This is a genomic window from Vibrio sp. QJM3NY_35 (assembly GCF_057785915.1).
The window spans coordinates 2,047,764-2,071,365 of the sequence record NZ_CM173507.1; the positions used below are offsets into that span (position 1 = coordinate 2,047,764).

Annotated in this window: 21 protein-coding genes; 1 reads left to right on the top strand and 20 read right to left on the bottom strand. The window is 44.2% G+C overall.

The features are described 5' to 3' along the window. Window positions 1-272 precede the first annotated feature (272 nt). From AC3CH3_RS09215 to AC3CH3_RS09250, 8 genes are all read right to left on the bottom strand, one after another. Window positions 273-1,844, bottom strand: a complete 1,572-nt coding sequence (locus AC3CH3_RS09215; protein ID WP_017060963.1) for a BCCT family transporter — start codon at window positions 1,842-1,844, stop codon at window positions 273-275. Window positions 1,845-2,115: 271 nt separating this feature from the next. After that, a complete protein-coding gene (locus AC3CH3_RS09220; RefSeq protein ID WP_488537022.1) occupies window positions 2,116-3,714 on the bottom strand; it encodes a BCCT family transporter in 1,599 nt (532 codons plus the stop codon). 169 nt (window positions 3,715-3,883) lie between these two features. Then, the gene (locus AC3CH3_RS09225; RefSeq protein ID WP_017060961.1) at window positions 3,884-4,522 is read right to left on the bottom strand and encodes a response regulator transcription factor; all 639 of its coding nucleotides are present in this window, start codon (window positions 4,520-4,522) and stop codon (window positions 3,884-3,886) included. Further along, window positions 4,515-5,870 (bottom strand): cache domain-containing protein, encoded by a 1,356-nt coding sequence (locus AC3CH3_RS09230; protein WP_019821218.1) that lies wholly within the window; start codon window positions 5,868-5,870, stop codon window positions 4,515-4,517. The genes AC3CH3_RS09225 and AC3CH3_RS09230 overlap by 8 nt, the downstream gene beginning before the upstream one ends. 104 nt (window positions 5,871-5,974) lie before the next feature. Further along, window positions 5,975-7,258 (bottom strand): TRAP transporter large permease, encoded by a 1,284-nt coding sequence (locus tag AC3CH3_RS09235; RefSeq protein WP_019821215.1) that lies wholly within the window; start codon window positions 7,256-7,258, stop codon window positions 5,975-5,977. 9 nt (window positions 7,259-7,267) lie between these two features. Then, complete coding sequence (locus AC3CH3_RS09240; RefSeq protein ID WP_029405356.1) at window positions 7,268-7,813, bottom strand: TRAP transporter small permease subunit; 546 nt, start codon at window positions 7,811-7,813, stop codon at window positions 7,268-7,270. A 230-nt stretch (window positions 7,814-8,043) separates the two neighbouring features. Continuing rightward, window positions 8,044-9,138, bottom strand: coding sequence for a TRAP transporter substrate-binding protein (locus tag AC3CH3_RS09245; RefSeq protein WP_488537023.1), 1,095 nt, complete (start codon window positions 9,136-9,138; stop codon window positions 8,044-8,046). Window positions 9,139-9,708: 570 nt separating this feature from the next. Further along, window positions 9,709-10,101, bottom strand: a complete 393-nt coding sequence (locus tag AC3CH3_RS09250) for a hypothetical protein (protein WP_004733388.1) — start codon at window positions 10,099-10,101, stop codon at window positions 9,709-9,711. 220 nt (window positions 10,102-10,321) lie between these two features. On the opposite strand from AC3CH3_RS09250, the gene AC3CH3_RS09255 reads away from it, so the two are divergent. Continuing rightward, a complete protein-coding gene (locus AC3CH3_RS09255) occupies window positions 10,322-11,122 on the top strand; it encodes a DUF2982 domain-containing protein (RefSeq protein WP_019821208.1) in 801 nt (266 codons plus the stop codon). A 118-nt stretch (window positions 11,123-11,240) separates the two neighbouring features. Here AC3CH3_RS09255 and AC3CH3_RS09260 read toward each other — a convergent pair whose 3' ends face one another. The 12 genes from AC3CH3_RS09260 to AC3CH3_RS09315 all read right to left on the bottom strand — a co-directional run bounded on the left by AC3CH3_RS09260 (window position 11,241) and on the right by AC3CH3_RS09315 (window position 23,597). Next, on the bottom strand, window positions 11,241-11,894 hold the full coding sequence (locus AC3CH3_RS09260) for an MBL fold metallo-hydrolase (protein ID WP_488537024.1): 654 nt from the start codon (window positions 11,892-11,894) through the stop codon (window positions 11,241-11,243). A gap of 100 nt (window positions 11,895-11,994) precedes the next feature. Next, entirely contained in the window at window positions 11,995-12,543 is a 549-nt protein-coding gene (mepK, locus tag AC3CH3_RS09265; protein WP_029405354.1) for a peptidoglycan L,D-endopeptidase MepK, read from the bottom strand. Between the two features lie 198 nt (window positions 12,544-12,741). Next, the gene (locus tag AC3CH3_RS09270) at window positions 12,742-14,280 is read right to left on the bottom strand and encodes a L,D-transpeptidase family protein (RefSeq protein ID WP_488537025.1); all 1,539 of its coding nucleotides are present in this window, start codon (window positions 14,278-14,280) and stop codon (window positions 12,742-12,744) included. An 80-nt stretch (window positions 14,281-14,360) separates the two neighbouring features. After that, a complete protein-coding gene (locus AC3CH3_RS09275) occupies window positions 14,361-15,449 on the bottom strand; it encodes a DUF1513 domain-containing protein (RefSeq protein WP_488537026.1) in 1,089 nt (362 codons plus the stop codon). Continuing rightward, window positions 15,439-16,500, bottom strand: a complete 1,062-nt coding sequence (locus AC3CH3_RS09280) for an imelysin family protein (RefSeq protein ID WP_488537027.1) — start codon at window positions 16,498-16,500, stop codon at window positions 15,439-15,441. Before AC3CH3_RS09280 ends, AC3CH3_RS09275 begins: the two co-directional genes overlap by 11 nt. 160 nt (window positions 16,501-16,660) lie before the next feature. Continuing rightward, window positions 16,661-18,049: a di-heme oxidoreductase family protein gene (locus AC3CH3_RS09285; protein ID WP_019821199.1), complete on the bottom strand. Its 1,389-nt coding sequence runs from the start codon at window positions 18,047-18,049 to the stop codon at window positions 16,661-16,663. A 111-nt stretch (window positions 18,050-18,160) separates the two neighbouring features. Further along, window positions 18,161-19,420 (bottom strand): imelysin family protein, encoded by a 1,260-nt coding sequence (locus tag AC3CH3_RS09290; protein WP_488537028.1) that lies wholly within the window; start codon window positions 19,418-19,420, stop codon window positions 18,161-18,163. A gap of 176 nt (window positions 19,421-19,596) precedes the next feature. After that, on the bottom strand, window positions 19,597-20,193 hold the full coding sequence (locus tag AC3CH3_RS09295; protein ID WP_004733379.1) for a GTP cyclohydrolase II: 597 nt from the start codon (window positions 20,191-20,193) through the stop codon (window positions 19,597-19,599). Window positions 20,194-20,442: 249 nt separating this feature from the next. Further along, the gene (locus AC3CH3_RS09300) at window positions 20,443-20,619 is read right to left on the bottom strand and encodes a hypothetical protein (protein WP_488537029.1); all 177 of its coding nucleotides are present in this window, start codon (window positions 20,617-20,619) and stop codon (window positions 20,443-20,445) included. Between the two features lie 89 nt (window positions 20,620-20,708). Continuing rightward, entirely contained in the window at window positions 20,709-21,149 is a 441-nt protein-coding gene (nrfF, locus tag AC3CH3_RS09305; RefSeq protein WP_019822333.1) for a heme lyase NrfEFG subunit NrfF, read from the bottom strand. After that, complete coding sequence (locus tag AC3CH3_RS09310; protein ID WP_019822331.1) at window positions 21,143-21,700, bottom strand: DsbE family thiol:disulfide interchange protein; 558 nt, start codon at window positions 21,698-21,700, stop codon at window positions 21,143-21,145. Before AC3CH3_RS09310 ends, nrfF begins: the two co-directional genes overlap by 7 nt. Continuing rightward, entirely contained in the window at window positions 21,681-23,597 is a 1,917-nt protein-coding gene (locus tag AC3CH3_RS09315) for a heme lyase CcmF/NrfE family subunit (protein WP_488537030.1), read from the bottom strand. Before AC3CH3_RS09315 ends, AC3CH3_RS09310 begins: the two co-directional genes overlap by 20 nt. Window positions 23,598-23,602 lie beyond the last annotated feature (5 nt).

Here is a 23,602-nt window from a genome sequence, read left to right on the forward strand (position 1 = left end):
TATTAAATTCGAGCGATTTCACAATTTAATATTGGAATATAATTTTAAGCAAACCATAAGCTTAAGTAATGTCAAATCCTTGGCTTGTCGCCAAATTTAAGGCGGTATTATCTCTACGGTTATTAACATTTTTATCGCACTTCACATGCTTAAAAGAGACAAGAAAACACGGTAAAGAGGAAACAAAAAAGGCAGAAGAGTTTCCTCTTCTGCCTTCATAGTATTTACCGTTCTACTGCGTATAAATTGCAGTAGATTTCAGCTTAAAAAGCCTAGCGTTTTTCTGTACGCATACCCATTAGCAAGCTCACACACATCAGTAATAGAATGATGGTAAATGGTAATGCCGTCGAGATTGCACCCGCTTGTAGAGCTTGTACTGCTTCAGTACCACCAACCCACAATAGAGCTACAGCAATCGCACCTTCAAGGAACGCCCAGAACACACGTTGAGGCACTGGCGTATCAACTTTACCACCCGCAGTGATGCTGTCGATTACTAGAGAGCCTGAGTCAGACGATGTAATGAAGAATACTAGAACCAATACAACCGCAATGATTGAAAGCAGAGTCCCGAACGGCAGTGCATCAAACATTTGGAACATTGCTAGTGATACATCCGTTAGGCCGTCTTGACCAAGAATACCAACGTTATTCACGATTTGGTCAATCGCCATGCCACCGAATACTGACATCCAAATGATAGTCACGGTAGTCGGTACAATCAGTACTGCTGTGATGAACTCACGAACCGTACGACCTTTAGAAACACGAGCGATAAACATACCTACGAATGGTGACCATGAGATCCACCAAGCCCAGTAGAATACCGTCCAACCGTGCATCCACGTTTCATCTTCACGACCGTGAGGGTTACTCAACGGAATGATGTTTTCAATGTATGCCATCAATGTTGTTGGGATAGAACCTAAAGTCACCGCGTAGCCGATTAGAGCCACTAAGATAAGCAGTAGGAAAGCCACCAACATGTTGATGTTACTGATAACTTTAACGCCACCATCAATACCACGAAGTACTGATACTACCGCCAATAAAGTCACCGCTGTAATCACAATAACTTGCAGACCTAAGCCCGCTTCAATGCCGAATACATGCTGAATACCACTTGCCGCTTGTTGTGCACCAAGACCTAACGATGTCGCCAGACCAAATAGCGTTGCAAGTACAGCAAGAATATCAACAATGTGACCTGCCCAGCCCCAAGCTCTATCACCTAAAATTGGGTAAAAGATAGAACGGATAGAAAGAGGCAATCCCTTGTTGTAAGAGAAAAACGCAAGTGACAGTGCTACTACACCATAAATCGCCCAAGGGTGTAGACCCCAGTGATACATGGTTGCGCCCAATGCCAGTTTTGCAGCTTCTGGTGTGTTTGGTTCAACACCTAACGGAGTTTCAAACCAACCCGTGAAGTAAGCCGCTGGCTCTGCCACACTCCAGAACATCAAGCCGATACCCATACCTGCGGCAAACAGCATCGATAGCCAAGAGAAGAATGAGTAATCTGCCGTCGCATCAACACCACCAAGGCGGATTTTGCCGTACGGAGAAACAATCAAACCTAAGCAGAAAATTACGAAAATATTACCCGACCAGATGAAAAGCCAATCAAACGAATTGATAATCTGGCCTTTAACGCCATCTAGCGCAGCCTTTGCTGAAGCGGTATCTGTAATAAGAACACCGATCAGGAACAAAGCGATAAGTCCCGCACTAATACCAAATACTGGGTTATGAACATCAAAACCCCATTTTTGGACGTTATCTTGACCGACAGTGTAATCCGTACTGTCGATACTGTATTTATCTATACCTTTAGTCATTATCCCTCTCTACGGAATACTATTAGGATCTATTGACCTCGTATTCCTTACTTACCTGCGACTTAATTACAAACTCGAACCTACGATCCAAGTAGTACAAGCTGTTGTCACAATAATTCAAATACTTGGATGTCTGAAGTTTAGCAGGTTAACTTGTTGTTTTCAGTAAACCAGAACCGGTTCGATGGAATTTCAAACAATATTCACGTAATTACTCAAGTTTATGACGATAAAAAGGTCGACCCTGTCGACCTTTTTATCAAAAATACTTTTAACTCAAAGCATTTTGGTGCTTAACCAATTGATTTTCAGTTCGTAAACCTAGCAATAAGCTTAGGCACATAAGCAATAATATGAAGGCAAATGGTAGCGCCATTGATACCGTTCCAGCTTGCAGTGCTTGAATAGATTCCGTACCACCAACCCATAGTAGAACCGCTGCAATCGCGCCGCCCATCAACGCCCAAAATACACGTTGTGGAACCGGTGCATCCACTTTACCGCCAGAGGTAATGCTATCGATAACCAATGAGCCTGAATCAGAAGAGGTGATAAAGAACACCATAATCAAACCAATCGATACCACTGAAAGCACAGAGCTCATTGGCAGAGCATCGTAAGTATGGAAAAGAGAAAGTGTAATATCTTGCAGACCATTCACACCAATCTCGCCCACCTTGTTCGCCACTTGATCAATCGCGATGCCACCGAAAATAGCCATCCAGATGATGATTACTGTCGTTGGGATGAACAATACAGCAACGATGAATTCACGAATCGTTCGACCTTTAGAGATACGAGCGATGAACATGCCTACGAATGGTGACCAAGACATCCACCATGCCCAGTAGAATACCGTCCAACCTTGCATCCACGTTTCGTCATCACGACCGTGAGGATTGCTTAAGGGAATGAAGTTTTCAATGTAGCCCATTAGCGCGGTTGGGATTGCTTTAATACCCGCCATGCCACCAGCGATGGTAACGAAGATAAGTAAGCCCAAAGCAACCAGCATGTTCACATTACTCAGAAGCTTTACACCACCGTTGATGCCACGAACCACGGACATTGTCGCTAAGAAAGTAACCACTGCGATAACAATCAGCTGCATGCCAATACCGCCATCGGTACCAAATACATGGTTAATACCACTTGTTGCTTGTTGAGCGCCTAAACCTAACGATGTCGCAAGGCCGAACAAGGTTGCCAGTACCGCCACGATATCAACGATATGACCAAACCAACCCCAAGTTCTGTCACCCAAGATAGGATAGAAAATCGAGCGGATTGAAAGAGGCAGACCTTTATTGAAAGTGAAGAAGGCAAGAGCTAGAGCAACAACAGCGTAAATAGACCAGCCGTGTAAGCCCCAATTGTAGATGGTTGCACCAAGTGCCAACTTAGCCGCTTCAGGAGAGTAAGCTTCAACACCTAGTGGCGTTTCATACCAGCCAGTGAAGTAAGCCACTGGCTCAGCCACACCCCAGAACATTAAGCCAATACCCATTCCTGCGGCGAATAACATCGACATCCAAGATAGGTTTGAGTGCTCTGCTTTGGCATCATTGCCACCAATACGTATCTTGCCATACGGGGAGACAATGAGGGCAAAACAGAAAATTACGAAGATGTTTGCTGCCCACATGAAGAAACCATCGAAGTTACCAATGACTTTCCATTTGATTCCATCAAGCGCCGCTTTTGCGGTTTCAGGGTCTGCGACTAGAAGTGCCAGCAGGAAGATAATGATCGCCCCTGCACTGATTCCAAATACTGGGTTATGAACATCAAAACCCCATTTCTGAACGTTATCTTGTCCTACTGTATAATCGGTATTTTCAATACTATACCTATCTTTTACAGGCTCCATGCTTCCTCTCTAATTTGCAGCGCACAGTTTGCAACATTGCATTCGGCGCTTAAATTTCGAAAAGAAGAATATCAACCTGTCGCAAAAATACTAAAAAAACCTCCATAAAGGAGGCGTAAATTACAGATTTAGTAATTAAATTACACATTTAACGTTATTTAGCGTAAGATCAGTCCACAAGCCCGGAGCTGACCGCATATTTTGCAAGCTCTGCTGTAGAGTGAATATCGAGCTTATGCTTAATATTTTGCCTATGGGTTTCTACCGTTCGATAGCTGATATTCAGCGCCTTCGCGACCTCTTTACTGCTCTCCCCTTTTGCGACTAATTTCAGCACAGCCTCTTCACGTCTACTCAATGGATTCTTGACCGATGGCGTAGGAGTAATCGGCTGAGTAAACAAATTCTGCGTGACTTTTTCACAGAAATAGGTCGATCCTTGATTGACCGTTTTGATTGCCTGCACCATTTTTTCAGCCGAAATCTCTTTCAACATGTAGCCGACAGCACCCGATTGCATCACCTTCATGATGTATTCACGGTTGTTATGCATAGTCAGCATCAGTACCTTGGCTTCTGGGTCTTCTTCTTTAATCAGATGGGTGGCATCAATGCCATTCATGATAGGCATGCTGATATCCATCAACACCACATCAGGGCGCAGAGACTTAACCACCTCTACCGCTTCTAGCCCATTACTGGCGGTACCTATCACGCTAATATCTGGCTCGAGTTCCAATCTCGCCATAAAGCCATCCAGTACCACTTGGTGATCATCAGCAATCACAACTCGAATAACTTCACTCATTCATTAATCCCTCTAGTGTCAGTAACACTGTAATTTCCGTTCCGAGGCCAATCTCACTCATCAATTCAAAGTCACCACCGATGAACTCCACTCGCTCTCTCATGTTACGCAGCCCGATCCCTCGTTTTTCCATCGCTTTATAGGTGTTGAAACCGACACCGTTATCTTGAATCAGTAGTTGCAGCACATTACCGATTTGCTGCGCGATAACCGTTACTTTGGTCGCTTGCGCGTGTTTCTCTATGTTATTCAGCGACTCTTGTACTACTCGATACAAGGTTGTCGCAGCCTCAGATTTCAACTTACCCTGTTGAGTGCTAAACAAGGTTTCCACTTCAATACCCGAATGCGCCTGAAAATCTAATAACAGCGAAGACAATGCCGCTTCTAAGCCTATGTCATCCAATGAACTTGGACGAAGTTGATGCGAGATGTGCCTCACTTCCTCGATCGCTCGCATCAGTGAATGCTGCGACTTATTCAAATGTGCTTTAAGGTCTTCATTTTGTAGCTTATTACCGAGCAGTTCTAAGTGGCAACGACTCGACACTAATAATTGGTTAATACCATCATGTAGCTCACGCGCTAGATGCTTCTTCTCGTCTTCTTGGAACATCACCGTCTTATGCGCCAGTTCCTTTAGATTGTTATCCGCAATCCGATGTTCATGCATGTTAATAGCCAAGGTCAGCACGATGATGACCGCGACCGTTACGCTCAAAATCACCACAATCGAAAAGAATGTGGTTTCAATATTCTTATTTATCGCAGCCTGCATCGAAGCCACTTCTTGGTGCACGTCTTCAATATACAAACCCGTGCCAATCATCCAATCCCAACGCTCTAACCAAGCAGCGTAACTCAACTTAGATACCACCTCACCCGTTGACGGTTTTTGCCACAAATACTGGTGAAACCCGCCTCCGGTTTGCGCTTCTCTTAACAGAGCTTCTATCAGAAAATCGCCATCTTCATCTTGCAGTTGGAGTAGGTTTTGGCCTATCAATTCTGGCTGAATTGGGTGAACCAAGTTGGTCCCGTGGCGATCGTATGCGAAGAAATACCCATCAGAGCCATATCTAAGTTTAGACAATATGGTTCGAACTTTTTTTTTGGCTTGGGCTTCTTGGATATTTGGATCGTTATAGACGTGTTCTATGGCGTCGAACGCGAGGTCAACCGTGTCTTTGAGGGCGTTTTCACGCGACTTGATTAGGCTATCTCTAAAGATCTCGACTTCTTTAGCGCCTAACGTTTTAGTCTGGTGCAGCGAGATCCAGCTAATACTCGCCGTTACCAGCAGCAACGGGAGCAGCGTCAGCAAAATCAGCTTGGCTTTTAGAGGCATTCCTTTCCCTCACAAAAAACGGCTTACTGAACATCAATAAGCCGTTTTACTTTAGCAATTTATAGATAGCCGTTGAAACATATCATTCACATTCTTGGCTTCACTCACATTCCATAGAAAGATGGGAAAGCGAGAAGTGATCCAAGTACGAGGATTTGAATCAGAATGAACGGCATCACGCCTCGGTAGATGTCCTTAGTTGTCACACCTTTAGGTGCTACGCCTTTGAGATAGAACAGACTAAAACCAAATGGCGGCGTTAAGAATGAGGTTTGTAGGTTCATCGCGATAAGGATAGCGAACCAAGTCATATTGATGCCCATCAGTTCAGCAACTGGCGCAATGATCGGCACGATGATGAAACAAATCTCTACGAAGTCGATGAAGAAACCCAGAATCAGAATCACCAACATAGTAATGATCAGGAAGCCCCATTTCTCACCAGGCAGTTGTAGCATCCACTCTTCAACCAGATAATCACCACCAGTGTAGGTAAACGCCATTGAGAATGCCGTTGCACCCAACAAGATAGCAAATACCATCGCGGTTACTTTCACCGTCTCTTTCGACGCGTCGTACACCATCGACCAACTAAACTGACCGTAAAGCAGTGCAAGAATCATCGCACCCGCGCCACCTAATGCCGCTGACTCTGTTGGCGTAGCAACACCTGCGAAGATAGAGCCCAGTACAACAATGATGAGCGCTAAAGGCGGAAGAATCGCTTTCAGTGCATTAAACACTTCTTGCTTACGGCTGATGGAGTCATCACGTTCAATCGGTTGAGCCGCTTCAGGGTGTAGCTTTGCGTATATTAAGATATAAACGATGTACGCGCCGACCAGCATCACGCCCGGCCAAATCGCCGCTTGGAACAAGTCGCCTACTGGAACACCGAGTACATCACCTAATAAGATCAGTACGATAGAAGGCGGAATGATCTGCCCTAATGTACCAGACGCACAAATAGTGCCGCAGGCTAAGCCTTTGTCGTAATTGTACTTGAGCATTACAGGTAGGGAGATAAGTCCCATAGCAACAACAGAAGCACCAACCACGCCAGTAGAAGCGGCAAGCAGAGAACCTACGAGTACCGTCGAGATTGCGATACCACCACGAACACCACCAAACAGTCGTCCCATAGACTCAAGCAACTGCTCAGCAAGTTTGGTCTTTTGTAGAACAAGCCCCATGAAAACAAACAATGGAACGGCCATCAGCACCGTGTTTTCCATGATTGATTGAATTCGATATGGCATGAAGGCAAACATTTCGATGCCCTCAGCCCAAACACCAAAGATTAACGCGATACCACCAAAGGTGAACGCCACTGGGAAGCCAAGTAAAAGTGCAAACAAGGCTACGAAAAACATTACTATTCCAATCATGTTCAGCCTCTACTTATTCTTTGTATGAGTATTGTTTGCATGGATAAGGTGCGGATTAAAAATCTTGTTCAGTGAATGCAGGATCAAACCCACGCCACTGAGTGCCATTAAGAAGAATGACAGCGGGATCATAGCTTTGATGATCCAGCGATATGGCAAGCCACCCGGGTCACCTGAGGTTTCGCCGAGGTTATAGCTCTCTTTGGCCACATCAATACCAAACCAAGCAACCAGCAAACAGAAAGGCATCAGAAAGATCAGTGTGCCGAGCAGGTCAATAATCGCTTGCGCCTTGAAGCTCAGTTGCTCGTAGAACACATCCACTCGCACATGGCCACCAGCCTTGATGGCATAAGGAACACCTAATAGGAAAACGGCTGAGAAGAGGTGCCATTCCATCTCTTGGAAAGCGATTGAGACATCATTGAAGGCATATCTCATGACAACGTCATACACAACGTTGGCGATAAGTAGAATAAACAACATACTGGAAAGCCATCCCAGTGCATCACCGATACGATTAAACACGCGTTCAATATAAATTAGACTTCGCATTCCCGACTCCATGGAATTTGAAAAGACATCTTGCAGTACAGCTAACCCAACTAAAAACGATTCAGTTTATAGCTAGCAATAGGCACGACGTAGAAAGGGTTCTTGGGATCTTGTTACAGGATTTATCCTGCTTAATTATTATGGTTAAAATGAACCCGCCGCTTAGTCACTCTTAGTTACCTAACAAGAACAGCTTTGGGTTCATTTAGCTTCAGTTCAACAACTGTCGATTATTTCGCTTGGCTATTTAAATAAGCTCTGTGTGAAATATCCGTCCATGAGCGCACTTGCTCTAGGTAGCTGGCTTGTGAAGCTTGGATCTCTTTCGCCAGCTCATCTTTCTCAGCATGTGCAGCAAGTAGGCGATCGTTCGCTTCTTTCAGTGCCGACATTACTTCAGGCGGAAAATCTTTAACTTGTACATCTGGGTATTCTGTTTTCATTGAAACCCAGTTCTTGCCACTTTCGTGCGTAGCTTGTGTGTACATGTCATAAGCCGCTGTACGCATGGCAACACGCAAGATCTCTTGAAGGTCTTCAGGAAGCTTGTTCCATGTACGCTTGTTCACTAGGAATTGAAGCTCTGAACCCGGCTCGTGCCAACCTGTGTAGTAGTAAGGCGCGATTTTGTGGAAACCCATACGAAGATCAAGTGATGGACCTACCCACTCCAGTGCATCGATTGTGCGACGCTCCAAAGAGGTGTAAAGCTCACCCGGGGCAATGTTCGTCGGTTTCGCACCTAGCTCTGCAAGAATCTCACCCGCAAAGCCTGGGATTCGCATTTTCAGACCTTGTAGATCTTCAACGCTGTTGATCTCTTTTTGAAACCAACCACCCATCTGGATATCCGTGTTACCACCAGGGAAAGACATCAAGTTATGTGGAGAGTAAACCTGCTCCATTAACTCCATACCACCACCGTGATAAAACCACGCGTATTGTTCTGCTGGCGTCATACCGAAAGGCATAGAAGTGAAGTAAAGAGTGTTTGGAACTTTACCTTTCCAGTAGTAAGAGCCTGAGTGACCCATGTCGTATTGACCAGACTTAACCATGTCAAAAACGCCAAGAGGTGCTTTGTGTTTGTTTGCTGAATCGATTCTGATTTGCAGTCGACCATTCGACATCTTCTCAGCCATCGCCGCCATGTTTTTGGTTGCATCACCGAAAACTGGGAAGTTTGGTCCCCAAGTTTCCGCAAGTTTTAAACGGTAAACCTTATCATCGGCTGTAGCTCCAGTAGCGACCAAAGCTAAACAAGCCGCAGCAGTTACTGCAACGTTTTTAAAAACTCGTGTGAGGGAGTTAGAAATGAGACTCATGTTCACGTCCTTTGTTGGGTTAACACTCTTTCTATGAGCATTTTTTATGATTCAACATAAGAGTGCACCGTGATGAGGCAACAAGATATCAGGGAGAGCACGCACGACAGGCGCACACAAACTGCGTATTAGACCAAATGATTACGTAGAACTACGTAGGAGATACTTGGGTAATGTCGATTTTAAAGGATTGAGATCATTTATAAGGAAAATGCTTATTGATAAATACCTAGGTATTAATAATTAAATACTCTTAACAATTGATTGCCATTTCGTGATGAAGCTCTATTCATTGCTGTATTTTAGGGAAAACAATCAAGGCTTTGCTCTCTTATTCTACCTAGCTAACGCCCTAATTTAGTGCTTGCTGATTCGAAGCTCTGACACGAGACAACACTCATCAGTTAAGCCGTATCTCGAATTGGAATTGAGATTATAGAGCCTAGGTTTAGGCTTGAGTTTAGATTTGGGCTTGGGCTTGGGCTTGGGCTTGGCATAATGTGCCAGATACAAAAAAGCCTCGAAAATCGAGGCTTAAAAACTTAACGAAGCGAATGTAATCCCACAGGATTAGATAGCTTTGTAGATAACCTTGTTACCTGCTAGCTGCTCTTTCGCTACTAGGTTTTCTTCAAGAAGTTTTTTCAATGCGCCTGTTGCCCATGAAGCTGCTTTCGCATCTTCTTGACCAGCTGCTAGGCCGATACCTTTAGGGTTAATGCCTTCAGCATTGCTAACAACGATGTCTAGAACTTGTTGTTGCTTAGGAGTCAGTGCTACTGCAACTTCTTTAGTTGCTGCTACTGCTTTCTCTACCGCTGGTTTTGCTGCTACAGTTTTTTCTGCTACAACTTTCTCTGCGACAGGCTTCGCTTTTTTCGGCGTTGCCACTGCTTTAACTACAGCCGCTTTAGTGCGTTTCTGCAGTTTAGCCTGCACCTTACGCTTATGAGCAAGTCTCATTGAATATTTCTCCAGTTCACTGCTCTTTTCGCAGTGGTGAAAATTTGAAGCGCGATTTATACCAAAAAACAGGAGCTATTTGTAGAGTGAAGCGTCGAAAGTCGACGAAAAATACCGATATTGTCTACTAGCGTCTATTATTTAAACATCGACTTATCAATTCAGGGTCATATACACTGGTTATCCATCCAGACAAAAATATGAAAACTTGGTGTTGCCTATGGACACTCGTCACCTTACTAATTTCTCTTTGCCTTCATTCACTCGTTCGTACCGTATCCTCGCCGTTATTTTAGGCTTCATTTGCTTGATCGTTGCGCTCTACAGTGACAATCCAAAGTTACTGATCGTGGGTGCTTTTTGCAGTATTGCGCTTCTGGGAACTGGCTACTATTTGATGCTGCGCAGCCAAGTGATGTTCACACTCACCCCGACTCATTTTCAGCAGCACTTTTACAAAGGGGGTTGGGTTTTAAAATGGAGTAACATCCAAAAAATTGGTCTTTGCACTTATGAGCAAGATGGTTGGCATCAGCCTCTGCCGTGGGTCGGAATTAAGGTAAAAGACTACTCGCCCTACCTCGATTCGATTTGTCCTAAAATCACTTGTGAATTATTGCTCAGCCAACGAGCACTTTTGTACTTAGGAGCCAAGCAAGCGGGCAAAGAGTCCAACTTTGAAGATATGGTTCTCGACTCATCGCACTACCATGCGCGTTGTACTGAAAGTGGCTGTGTCGAACTAAGCCAATATAAAGAGTCACAGAATACCGACGACGTTAATTTCAACGATAACCAATCACAAGACAACTTTGACTCACCGAATGAAACAAACAGTCAAAACGCGGTGATTAAAAACTATTCTGGATTGCAGGCGATGCTTGCCAACAGAATGAAGTATCAAAGGGGTTTCCACGGTTATGACATTTTCATATCAACCCATGATTTGAATATGAGTGGAGAAGAGTTTGTGGGACTGGCTCGACGCTACTTGGCTGCTGCCGAACGTGTTTCTAATTAACACTCAAAGCTATAGAAGTGAATGGTCACGCTAACCCGTGATGAACCATAAAAAAAGCTTAGCTTTCAGAAGAAAAGCTAAGCTTCATTTTCAATCGTTTTGGTATTCAATAACTGGCTTAGTACAGAGGCATTTCGTCTGCGACGAACGGGTTTGAAGCGCGCTCACGACCGAATGTCGATTCAGGTCCGTGACCCGGAACGAAAGTTACATCGCTGCCTAGTGGCCAAAGCTTGGTCTTGATTGATGTGATAAGCGTGTTGAAATCGCCTTGTGGGAAGTCAGTACGACCAATTGCACCGTTAAACAACACATCACCAACAAACGCCATGCGCGCTTGCTCACTGAACAGTACAACGTGACCTGGCGTATGACCCGGAGTATGAATCACATCGATAACTTGGTTACCAAACGTCACTTTATCACCCTCTTCTAACCAAGTATTTGGTTCAAACGCTTTACACAGAGGGAAACCAAACATTTGGCTTTGATTCTCAAGGCCTTGTAGCCAGAAGTTGTCTGCCTTATGTGGGCCAACAATTTCCACGTTCAACATCTCTGAAAGTGGCACCGTACCACCAACATGATCTAAGTGACCATGAGTCAGCACCAAGTTCACTACCTTCACACCTAGCTCTTCGATGATTGCAGCTAGCTGTTGGATGTCGCCACCTGGATCAACAACGATACCTTCCATGGTTTCATCACACCACACAATCGAGCAGTTTTGAGCGAAAGAGGTAACAGGTACAACTTGATACTTAAGAGACATATACAAACCTTAAAGGGCAAACTAAAATTTGGGCAAACTATGACATTGGATGTCTACTTTGACAAGTGCCTACCGCTTCAGTTCACCACAGAGCCTAGAGCTACCAGCTTCGTACTGGACCAGTATCAATGTGGATGAAGTTACTACGAGCGTAATAACCAACACCACCTGCTTGCAGACTTTTAGCTACGTCTCTCAGCTCCTTTAAATCAACACCATCGATACGAAAATCGATCGCTTTTCCAAGCATGTGGTAGCTCTTTTTCGCAACCCCACTCGACTTAGATCGTAATGCTTCGTTTGTCGCCGGTGAACGGTAACCAGAGATGATCTGAACTTCTTTTTGAATACCCAAGATATTTTGGATCTGAGTGATCTGATCAAAGAGGTTCTTATCCATTGGGTGGATTTCATTGCGGCGGAAGTCTCGACATAACTTACTAAGGCGAGCCATTTCATCACCAACATAGTTAGTGCCATCGAAATAACAAGTCTCTAATCGTTCACCAGTGTGAAGATTGTTCATGCTAATCGTTCTTGGTTGATCAGGGTATGAAGCAAAAGCGATAGAAGGAGTAAGAGAGGCGACAACAGCAGTACCACCAGCGTAAGTCAGAAACTGACGGCGTGAAAATAAACTTTGAGACATACAGCAAAAAAACCAATTAGATCGAACGAAAAATGCACGATACATAATGGTATTTGCTGCGTCAACGTACAAAAACCACGCAAAACGTTAGTATCTGTAACCTTTGCACGGTTAGTTATTGATACTCATTATAATTTTATCAATAGAAGGCGAGTTGTCATTTTTTGGTCAAGATCACCATTCTATGCATATCTGCCATTAACCACCCTGTTTATCGTATTGATAGATGTCGCCACGATATTGAATCCCCTCTTCCTCAAATAACACGGTTTGATAAATGATATGTACAGGGATTCTTTTCTTGAGTCGAACTTTAGTATTGGGGGCTAGGTCATCACTCTGATTCGGCACTTTCTTTACCTTAGTCGCAAATAACAACGCCGCGAGTTCCTCGGCATGCTCAACACGAATACAACCAGAGCTATAGGCGCGGAAGTCATCGTTAAACAAACTTTTACTTGGGGTGTCATGGAGATAGATGGCTCGCTTGTTGGGCGTATTGAACTTATACAAACCTAATGCATTGCTAGAGCCTGCTTGCTGACGCATTCGATATGGGAAAGAGTTGAAGTTAATCGTCTGCCAATCAATCTCGGTAGTATCGACAGTTTCCATCGAACGCCAACCATCAATCACTTGAAAATTGTGTGTTTCAAGATAACTTTCGTCGGCTTTTACTTTAGGCAAGATATCTTTAACCATGATTTTCCATGGCACGTTCCAAGTCGGGTTTAATATCACCGAATCAAGTTTTATCTCTAAGAGTGGTGTTTTTCTCGATTTTCTCCCGACCACGACTTTAGATTCAAAAACCTCTTCTCCGCCTTCCCAATACTTCATATCAAAACTAGGTACATTCACCACGATGAGAGAGTCTCTGTCTCTTGGCCACAAACGAACGCGTTCTGCATTCAGAGCCAAAGAACTCAACCGATCATCAAAGCCCATATTGATCCATTTGATCGTGTCTGGCCCGATAATCCCATCCGCGGTAATCCCATGCATACTTTGAAAAGCTTTGATCGCGATTTGTAAGTCTCGATCAAATCGAGGGGAATCGATAGCGATCATTGAAGTGTTTACACCAACCAAGGCAATACGTTCAACCAGAATCGCTTTATCTGAAAGTTGGTCGCCCAAGCGTTTCAAGCCCTTCTGTCTGTATCGCTCAACCTTGAGTTCAGACGCCGTTTCTAACACTGAATAGGTTGCTTTGAATTGGTCAAAATCCCCAACAGGAGGCGCGTAAGACAACACCATCTCTAATAAATAATCATTGGCGACACTGCCTTTCAGTCTCATCAGAATATGCGGAGAAGGCGCAGGCAGTTTGGAATGCAGCTTACCCGAGAAGTACCACTCCTTACCGGCAAGTGGCGCATTTTCAACGTAGCTTAAGTAATAAATAAAAGTGTCGGTGAGTAAAATGTCTAGCTCTTGCCATTGACCACGAGATTGGTACTGACGAATTTGCTTCAATTGTCGATCAAAAAGCGGTGCCATTTGCGCTTGTTCTAACAGCGACAGTTGGAATTCAAACGCTTTAACAAGTTCCGGCGAATCCCAAAGGATAGGAAGAGAAGAGTCTTGATAAATACTCTGGGTGAGCTCTGGATAAATCAGCATAAAAGAGAGCTCTGAATCTGCCGGAATAAACCGACGCTCTTCAGAACTCGTATAGCTCCATGTACTTACGGAAACTAACACCAATAATCCACAGAAGTATTTCGCTAACATGCTTAACTCCATCATCAATCATCCCATAAGTATGGCAAAGATATAGGAGTAAGCATGTTATTTTTAAGCGGCTTTATAAATCAGATAGAACTCCAATGGTTATCCCACTGGACCGATGATTGCTGAGTTGATTTCTCATAAGGCTTGCGTTGGCTAACCACACTGCCCGCCCCAGAGCTGAGTCGAAACTCTCCATCAAGTAGCACGGCACCAGAGGCATCCGACAGTGCAGACAGCTCGACTAATTCTTTGCTCTCTTTAGACCAAATACCGTAGCAATTCCCTCTTGGCGAGGTCGCGATAATCCAATCATCTGACGCCGCAATGCTTGCGATATAGTGATTAAATCTTGCCCATTGCTCAGGCTCAGCGTTCAGTGATTCAAACTGCCCGCCTTTGGTATGCATCGCCAAAAGCGAAGGATACTCGTCCGGTTCACCGCGATATTGCTGACCACAAAGCACGGTTTCAGCACCATCATGGGCTAAGTGTCGAACACTCAGCTTCTTGTCTAGCAGTTCAACCTGATCAAGCAACACACCTTCAGGAGAAACATAACTCAAACTAGGCTGCATTGAATCGAGGTTTTTAGGTGTTCTGCCATCAGTATGAACGCCACCAACGCCAATCGCGAGATTACCATCAGGCATGATGATCACTTCATGTGGACCAATACCAAACCCCGTGAACTCCTCGACCTTACGATAGCCTTGTTCGACATCGTACACGCCAATCACGCCTTGGCTAGTGTCCGTTTTCCCTTCGGTGGCATACAGTAACTTACCATCCAATGAGTAAACGCCATGACCATAGAAGTGGCGGTTGTTACCTTTCACTATCATTTTGATCTGCTGACCATTTTTATAGTCAAACACCATAAAATAGTCACCAGGACGACGAGCAAATACCACCGCATGTGATGAGGTTGGACAAATAGCAACACCATGACCACGATCGGGAATCGGCAACTGACTCAATGGCATTCCATATTCGTCAGCCACAACCGCTGAATATTGACCTCGCCCATTCAGCGCGCAACCAATCAGTTGGGGATCATTAGATGTGCTCATGCCATCCTTTTGACTTGTACACCCAAATGGAAGTACTGGAACAGCTGCGCAACCCAGTACGGCCTTGAGTAACGTTCTTCGTGTAGTATCAGTCACCATCGGTAGCATTAAATCCTATTACCACGCCAAGCTCTATCGCCACTTCTTCATGAATCAGGTACTTCAAACGTTCTAGTTTGTTGTATTGAGTCAGCACATCTCGGTAGCCTTCTTTGCTCTGTAGTAGAGTAAACAAGCTAGAGTCTGTAGGCCAAGTATCTAAGGTTAGCATGAACTGGGCTGCTACACGATCGGCAAGGTCATTTAAGCCCTTTTCTCTCAATAAACCATCAAGACCATTACCATCAGCTAAGTACAATTTCTCTAGCGCCGCTACGTTCGCTTTCAGCTGAGTCATTGAGGTTTGAGCGCGCCATGATTCCGAGAAGTAAGGGCGTGGATGACCAATTTTAGCCATCGGACGACTCAGCTTTTTCATGCTGTAATCAAGTTGGTTAGTCAGTAAAGCGATGTATTCCGATTCCCAACGCATTTCATCCAATGCTAACCAAGGGTTAACCTGCCAAGCCTCAGCAATAGAGGCAGATTTCATCGCCAAGTTTTGTGCAATAGCTTGTGAAGATAGACAACCAGACGCTTTATCTTGCAGTAGTGGCGATTGCTCGTCATAAAGTGACCACTCCAACGCGCCTAAACCTTGAACTGTCACGCTTTGTTGCGCGATTTCGTCTTGTGTCCAGGCTTTGTTCTGTTGAGTTAATTGACGCATCTTAAGACCCGTCGTGTTCTTTTTGTCTGGCCAGAACTGAACATTCCAGCTCTCTTCTAATGCCGCCGTTGGACCACGTTCTTGCCCTTGCAGCGCCATCCAACTGTTCATGGTGATCTGCCACTGATTTTTAACTGCATCTAACTCAACGTTATTTGTTTCACAGTAACCTTGCATCAAGGCTTCTAATTCGCTCGATTGCTTGGCGAATAGTACTGCTGAATCAAACTCCTGTTGATACACACTACGACTAATATGACTTGTCGTGTCGGCTTGATAAGACACACCGTTAACCTCAGACGAAGCAACTTGCTCCCCTGGTGATTGACAGCCTGCCATGGCTAAAACCGACAAAGGCATTAACAATAATTTTTGAGCCATGCTGTTACCTTACTTCCTAATTTTTCTTTTAATTATATGAGTTCATCAAATATGAAAACGACCGCTGAGCTCGTATTTCTACAAGTTCAGCGGCAGTCAGTCATTTATTCGCTACTTGCTTCGCTCATCAAGCCTCTGGCCCAAATGAGTTAAAGTTAGCTTATAGTGAATCTAAGAACGCCAGCAGTGCTTCACGTTCGCTACGACTTAGTGACAACACTTTCTGTTTCGCCATCTCAGCTTCACCACCGTGCCATAGAACTGCTTCCATCACGTTTCTTGCTCGACCATCATGCAGCAAGAAGGTGTGGCCATTCACTTCTTTGGTATAACCTAATCCCCAAAGTGGTGTGGTACGCCACTCTTGACCATTGGCAAGATACTCAGGGCGATTGTCCGCTAAGCCTTCACCCATGTCGTGTAGCAACATGTCGGTATATGGGCTAATTAACTGATTAGATAATGCAGACAGACCTTCTCGCTCTGCCGTGCGGAATTCGGCTTGGTGACAGCTTTGACAACCAACCTCTTTGAATAGTTTTTTACCTTGTACGACAGCTGGGCTATCGACATTACGACGAATAGGTACTGCGAGATGCTGCGAATAGAACTCAACAAAATCTAAGATGTTGTCACTCACTTCTGGCTCGCCACCATTTGGAAAATCATCACAGGTTGATTGCGCTGATGTGCAGTTTTCATTCGGAAATAAGCTGCTTGTCAGGCCTAAGTCACCGTTAAATGCCGCCGCGTTTTGCTGCATTAAGTTTGGCTGACCAGCTTTCCAACCGAAACGACCTAGCGCCATTTCATTGGTTTGAACATCAAGAACATAGTTAGCTTTACCTGAAATACCTTGCTTGTCAGCTAATTGCTGCTCTGCAAATCCTAGAATCGTTTCTTCTGGAATACTCTCAAGCAAACCAAGACCAATCATTGGCGGCGCGACTCGAGCTGAAAACTCAGTCTTAGGATGCATCTCGCCAAAGGCAAGATCGGTAATCTTCAAAATGGGCTTACGCAGAGTAACGACAGTGCCGTCTTTGAATTCAACAGGAACATCCGTGTAGCTAATATTCACTTTACCCTCTGGTTTTACACCTTGAAGCGCAAAATCTTGTAGCTGACCACCGTATGTCGGCTCAGGAATACCACCATCTCGAATGAAGGCTTGTCGCTGTTCTGGTGTTTCCGCTGGAATGCTTAAGCGAACCAACATTGAAACCGCATTCTCATCGCCTTTTTCTGGTGCGTGACCACGACCATCTTTGATATGGCAGTTTTGGCAGCCGTTGGTGTTAAACAGTGGGCCAAGACCGTCACGAGCATCGGTTGATGAAGGTGCAGGTACCCAAGGGTTTCTAAAAAAGCTATTACCTACGCTGAAATCTAAGCGTTTACTCATTGGTAGGTTGGCTGCGGGAAGGGAAAAAGCGTTCGCTCCCTCTTTCTTCACGGTCGTTTTGCCACCAGAGTAGGTTTCATGGGCGTGTAGCGGAGATATGAAAAACAGTACGGTTAATAGTGAGGCTGAGAAATACGACTTCATACATTGCCTTGCTGTGTTTTTGATTTTAGTTTTTATGTGGAAATGACTTTCTTAATTAGCAAACAATTAAGGGCTCAATGAGAGCCCTTACATTTGTGTTCGCTCGGGTTCTTAGAACTCGTGATCCGCTGTGTCTGGGTGTAGGCTATCAATGCCAATCACACCCGCAGCACGCTCAATTGCCGCTGTTTGAGACACTAGCGCAACAATTGTTTTGTTTACTAGTGCGTTACCCGCAGCGTTGTCAGCGGCGATTAGCTGATCGAAGTGCTGGTTGTTTTTCTCTGCAGACGTTACCAATTCGCCTACTTGTGCACGTGCTAGATCAAACTGCTTTTGAATCTCTTTCGCAGCTTGCTCATCTTTTTGCTCTACTAGGTCAAACAGGCTTGGACCTGAAAGCAGAGTGCCGTCTTCACGCTTGTATAGACCCGTGTAAACGTTGTAGATACCTTGCTCGTTGTAGTAGTGAGAGTTGTGCGTGTTATCAGAGAAACAGTCGTGCTCATCTTCAGTAGAGTTAGCTTCTAAAGCCACTTTCATACGCTCACCCGCCAATTCACCTAGAGACAGTGAACCCATGCCGAACAACATTTTACGTAGGCCGTTGTCGCTAGATTCAGAAAGAAGCTCTTGGCGGTAGTTGCCTTTCTCGCCTTCAGCCCACTGTTTTTCCATTAACTCTAGATCTTGGATAAGTAGTTCAGCTGATGCTTTTAGGTATGCGCCACGACGGTCACAGTTGCCGTTAGTACACTCAGCACCAACAACGAAATCAGTGTAAGCACGCTCACCTGCACCGCTGTTTGTGCCGTTTAAATCTTGGCCCCAAAGTAGGAATTCAATCGCATGGTAACCAGATGCTACGTTTGCTTCAGAGCCACCGATCTCGTTGAGATCTGCAATTAGTTCTGGAGTAATGTTGGTTGCGTCTACCGTTGTCTGACCAATTTGGAACGTTTTGTTCGCAACGATGTTTGCGCTTGCGCCTTCGTTACCAAGCTCATATTGGTAATCAGAAGAAACGTAATCGATAAGGCCTTCATCTAGTGGCCATGCGTTTAATTGGCCTTCCCAATCATCAACAACAACGTTACCAAAGCGGAATACTTCAGACTGTTGGTAAGGTACGCGAGACTCAAGCCAAGCTTGTTTTACTTGTTCGAAGTTGCCAGCAGAAGGAGAAGCTAAGAAGGTATCAATAGAAGAGTTCAACGCTTTTGCTGTAATTACTGAATCTGCAAACACGGCATGAGCAATATCTGCGTAATGTTCTACAACTTGATCTTGAGTTACTGCTGCGAAAGAAGAAGCAGAGGCAAAAAGGAGTGACGAAGTTACGGCTTTTGTCACTAAAGATTTAATAGTCATGAAGCGTCCTTGTTGAGCTTTAAATTATTATTCGTAGTAATAGTGCAAACCATTATCATTTGCACTACGGATTTGAATAATACAAACTTACAATTTTATTGCAAGATAAATACAAAAAAACCTCACATATGTGAGGTCTTTAAACATTTTTATGTTAAGCGCAACAAAGAGGCTAATCAGATATCCAGATTATGCTTACCGTGTGAGACTTTTGCCTTCAGGTAGCTTTCATTACCCGACTTAACATGAGCAGAGGTGTTCACCACTTCTTCAATCTCAATACCAAAAGATTTCAGCTCATTAATTTTCTTGGGGTTGTTAGTGACTAGGCGAATTTTTGTGGTTCCTAAAGCACGAAGCATTTCTGCCGCTTCAGTAAAATCACGCAAATCATCACCGAAACCTAGATGGTTATTGGCTTCGTAAGTGTTCATACCTTCACTTTGCAGGCGGTATGCATCGATTTTATTGTATAAACCAATACCACGACCTTCTTGGCGTAAGTAAAGAATCACTCCACCCGTCTCACCCATAATTCTAATGGTTTCGTCTAGCTGCTCGCCACAGTCACAGCGAGAGGAATGGAAAACATCACCAGTCAGGCACTCAGAGTGCATACGAACAAGAGGTATGTCTTGTGTCTTGTCTGCTGATTTAAATATCACAGCAACATGCTCTTTATCTGTTTTCAATCCATGAAAAGACAGAAGTTCAGCATCAATACTGCTTGTTACCCCTACTTTGAAATCTATTCTGGCACGCACTTCCGCCATAGCTATACTCACTTGAAAATTCGATGTATTTAACGACGCTACATGATATGTCTAGGCAATATTTTGTAGCTAACTATCTAATGATAGACACTATGAGGCTGTTAACAATTTTTTTCAAGGTCGACCTTGTACAAATTGTTATAATATAACAATTATTTTTCAAGTAAGAAAAAACCCCACATTGGGATGACCAACATGGGGTTATAAATTAAACAGTTGCGGCTAAAACTACACTTTTTTACAGAACGCTCAACTTACTTGAGTTTGCTTCCAGATGACAAGTTGAACCCAAGCCTTCTCTAATTCAGTTAACTCTTCTTGAGTAAGCGTAGAAATGCTCGATTTTGCACTGTATTTTTCTGCCCATTTGTCAGATCGGACATGAGTATGGAACTCTTTCTTTAAATTTGAGATTACGTTATCCACAGACACATCCTTATATAACAGTGCTTAGCCTTTATAATCCTTTAATGTTACAAAATACAGGTCAATTGGTAAACAGTAATACATAATTTTTATGAGCGCTTTCTAACACTTTTTAATGATAAATATATAAATAAGAGAAATAATAGGCTTGGAAGTAGCCAAAGTAATAAGTTTGAAACACTCATTGCCGGTTTATAGAGCACAAATTCACCGAACCTTTCTGTCATATATTGAGTAATTTCATTATTACTCTGACCTGCTTTCACCATATTGAATACAACGAGGCGCAAGTCTTTTGCTATCGGAGAGTTCGACTCAACCAGATTTTGGTTCTGGCATTGCGGACAACGTAGCGTTTTTGCCAATGTAATAGCGCGCTGCTGCTGTTCTGGGTTTTCAAACTCAAAGAGTTCAACTTGAATACTCGTATCCTTATTACTGGCTGTAAACAAGTCTTCCGCCAAAGTCGGAAAACTAACAAACATAAGCGTAGACAGCATAACGAGAGTTTGTATTAAAGACTTCACCATAGATTCACACCATCAAAATACATCGCAAGTTCTTCTTGCCATACAGATTCATTGACCACGCCCAGTAACTTCTTAATGATTTGGCCATCAGCGTCGACCAGATACGTTTCAGGGGTGCCAATTACGCCCAACTCTAACGCTAGCTTACCTTGAGGATCACTGATCACCGTTGAATACGGATTGCCATCGTTCGATAACACGTTAATCGCAGCCCCAGAGTTATCTCGATAATTAAGCCCAACGATGGGAATGCCTTTATCGTGAAGTTGAAGCAAAAATGAATGTTCGGTTTTACATATACCGCACCAAGAGGCCCACACATTAACCAGTTGATAAGGGTACTGCGTGACATCAGCGAGCGTAATTTTCTGCTGACTGCTGACGCCTTCACTATTCACTAACGCACTCGATGTAAATTCTGGAAATGCCCTTTGTTGTTCAGACACCATGGTCGATTGCTGCTTATTATCAAGCGCAAAGACAAACCCCAGCACCACAATCAATGCTAAGGCAATTAGACTAATTAACTTGTTACGAACGCTGGTATGCATACTGTGACGCCTTAACGGTTTTCTTTTTACGATGAGTCAATGAGAGCAAAGCGCCGATAATGGAGAACAGCCCACCAAACCAGATCCAGCGCGCATACGCCTTATACTGAACACGAAATGCGTAAGCGGTGGAATCAACTTTCTCGCCCATGGTGATATAAACATCACCATGCCAGAACCATTTCATTGCGGGCTCACTCATGTTCATGACTCGAACTTGGTAATGTCTTCTTTCCGGCGCGATAGAAAAGCGCTGCTCGCCAGACTTTAGGCTGAGTATCGCTTTTTCTGCGGTAAAGTTTGAAGCGACATACAGCTCAGTATCACGATGAGAAAGCGTCCAATCCATGAATTCGACTTCTACGCCTGGGCTTAACTTATAGCTGCGCTCAAACGAGTGGTAGCTATTCATCGCAGCACCTACCGCTAACACTGAAACCCCAACATGGGCAAAGGTCATCACCCAGACTTTACGTTGGAACTTGGAACTGCGCGTTACTGCCAAGCCATAAACATGAGTGAGTAAAACCCAAAATGCGAGTGACCATGTCATTAGTGCCATCACTTGAATCTTCTCTACTTGCAAAACGTAACAGACAAACCCGAGGCAAATAGATGCTAGAGCGATCAACGTAACAACGCCTTTCGATGCTTGAGGCTTAATACTCAGCAATGGGGCAAGGCCGACGACAGCCAACGCGAGCAAAGCCAAAGGTGCAAACAAGAGATTAAAGTAAGGCGCACCGACCGAGATATTTCCTAGTCCAAGCAACTCAAAGACCATGGGATAAAACGTGCCGAACACCACGACAGCAGTCGCGAGAACAAAAATAAGCACCGCAACTAAGCTCAAAAAGCTTTTGCTGGCGAAGCTGGTAATCGGGCTTGATTCAAAAGACTCTCCTCTGACGATAAGCAGAGAAAATGAACTCACCAGTACCAGAACTAATATAAGAAGCAGTGCGATACCTTTGGTTGGGTCGACGGCAAAAGCGTGTACCGATGTGAGTACGCCAGAACGAACAATAAAGGTGCCTAAGATACTCAAACAAAACGTAATGAAAGCGAGACTGAGAGACCATTTCAGTAACTGTTGTTTGCCCTTAGCAACACCTAGGCTGTGCAGTAAAGCGGTCGAAGTAAGCCACGGCAACAAACTTGCATTTTCAACCGGATCCCAGAACCACCAGCCGCCCCAACCTAATTCGTAATAAGCCCACCACGAACCAAGAATGATCCCTGCGGTTAAAAAGATCCAAGCAACCAAACACCAACTGCGACAATGGGCAACCCAATCAAACTCAATTGGATCTACCAGTAAGGCTGCAACGGCAAACGCCAACACCACAGAAAAGCCGACATAGCCAAGATAAAGTAATGGAGGGTGAAAAATCAGACCGACATCTTGTAGCATTGGGTTAAGGTCACGCCCTTCTAGCGGCAAAATCGAATTCATTTCAAATGGGTTTGATGCGAATAAGGTGAACCAAGCAAATATCGCGAGCAGTAGATTCATTACCCACAACACACGGCTTTGATATTCATTCGAATAGTGTTTTTGTAAGGCGATCACGCCAGACCAGACGCTGATCGTCAGCACCCAAAATAACAAGGAACCTTCATGGCCAGCCCATACGGCTGCGAGCTTAAAAAATGAGGGTAATTGAGTATTTGAATGCTCAGCGACATAGAGAATAGAGAAGTCATCACTGACAAAAGCATAGCCAAGCAATGCGACAGAAGTGAGAGAAAGCAATGCACTTGAAAGAGAGAAACTGCGGATTAAACTTATATTTTGCGTCCGTTTGTTTAGCATTTGATAAAACGAATGCACACCAATAATGCTACTGAGTACAGCAACCAACACTAAACTAAACAGCCCCAAAGAACCGACCATATCAC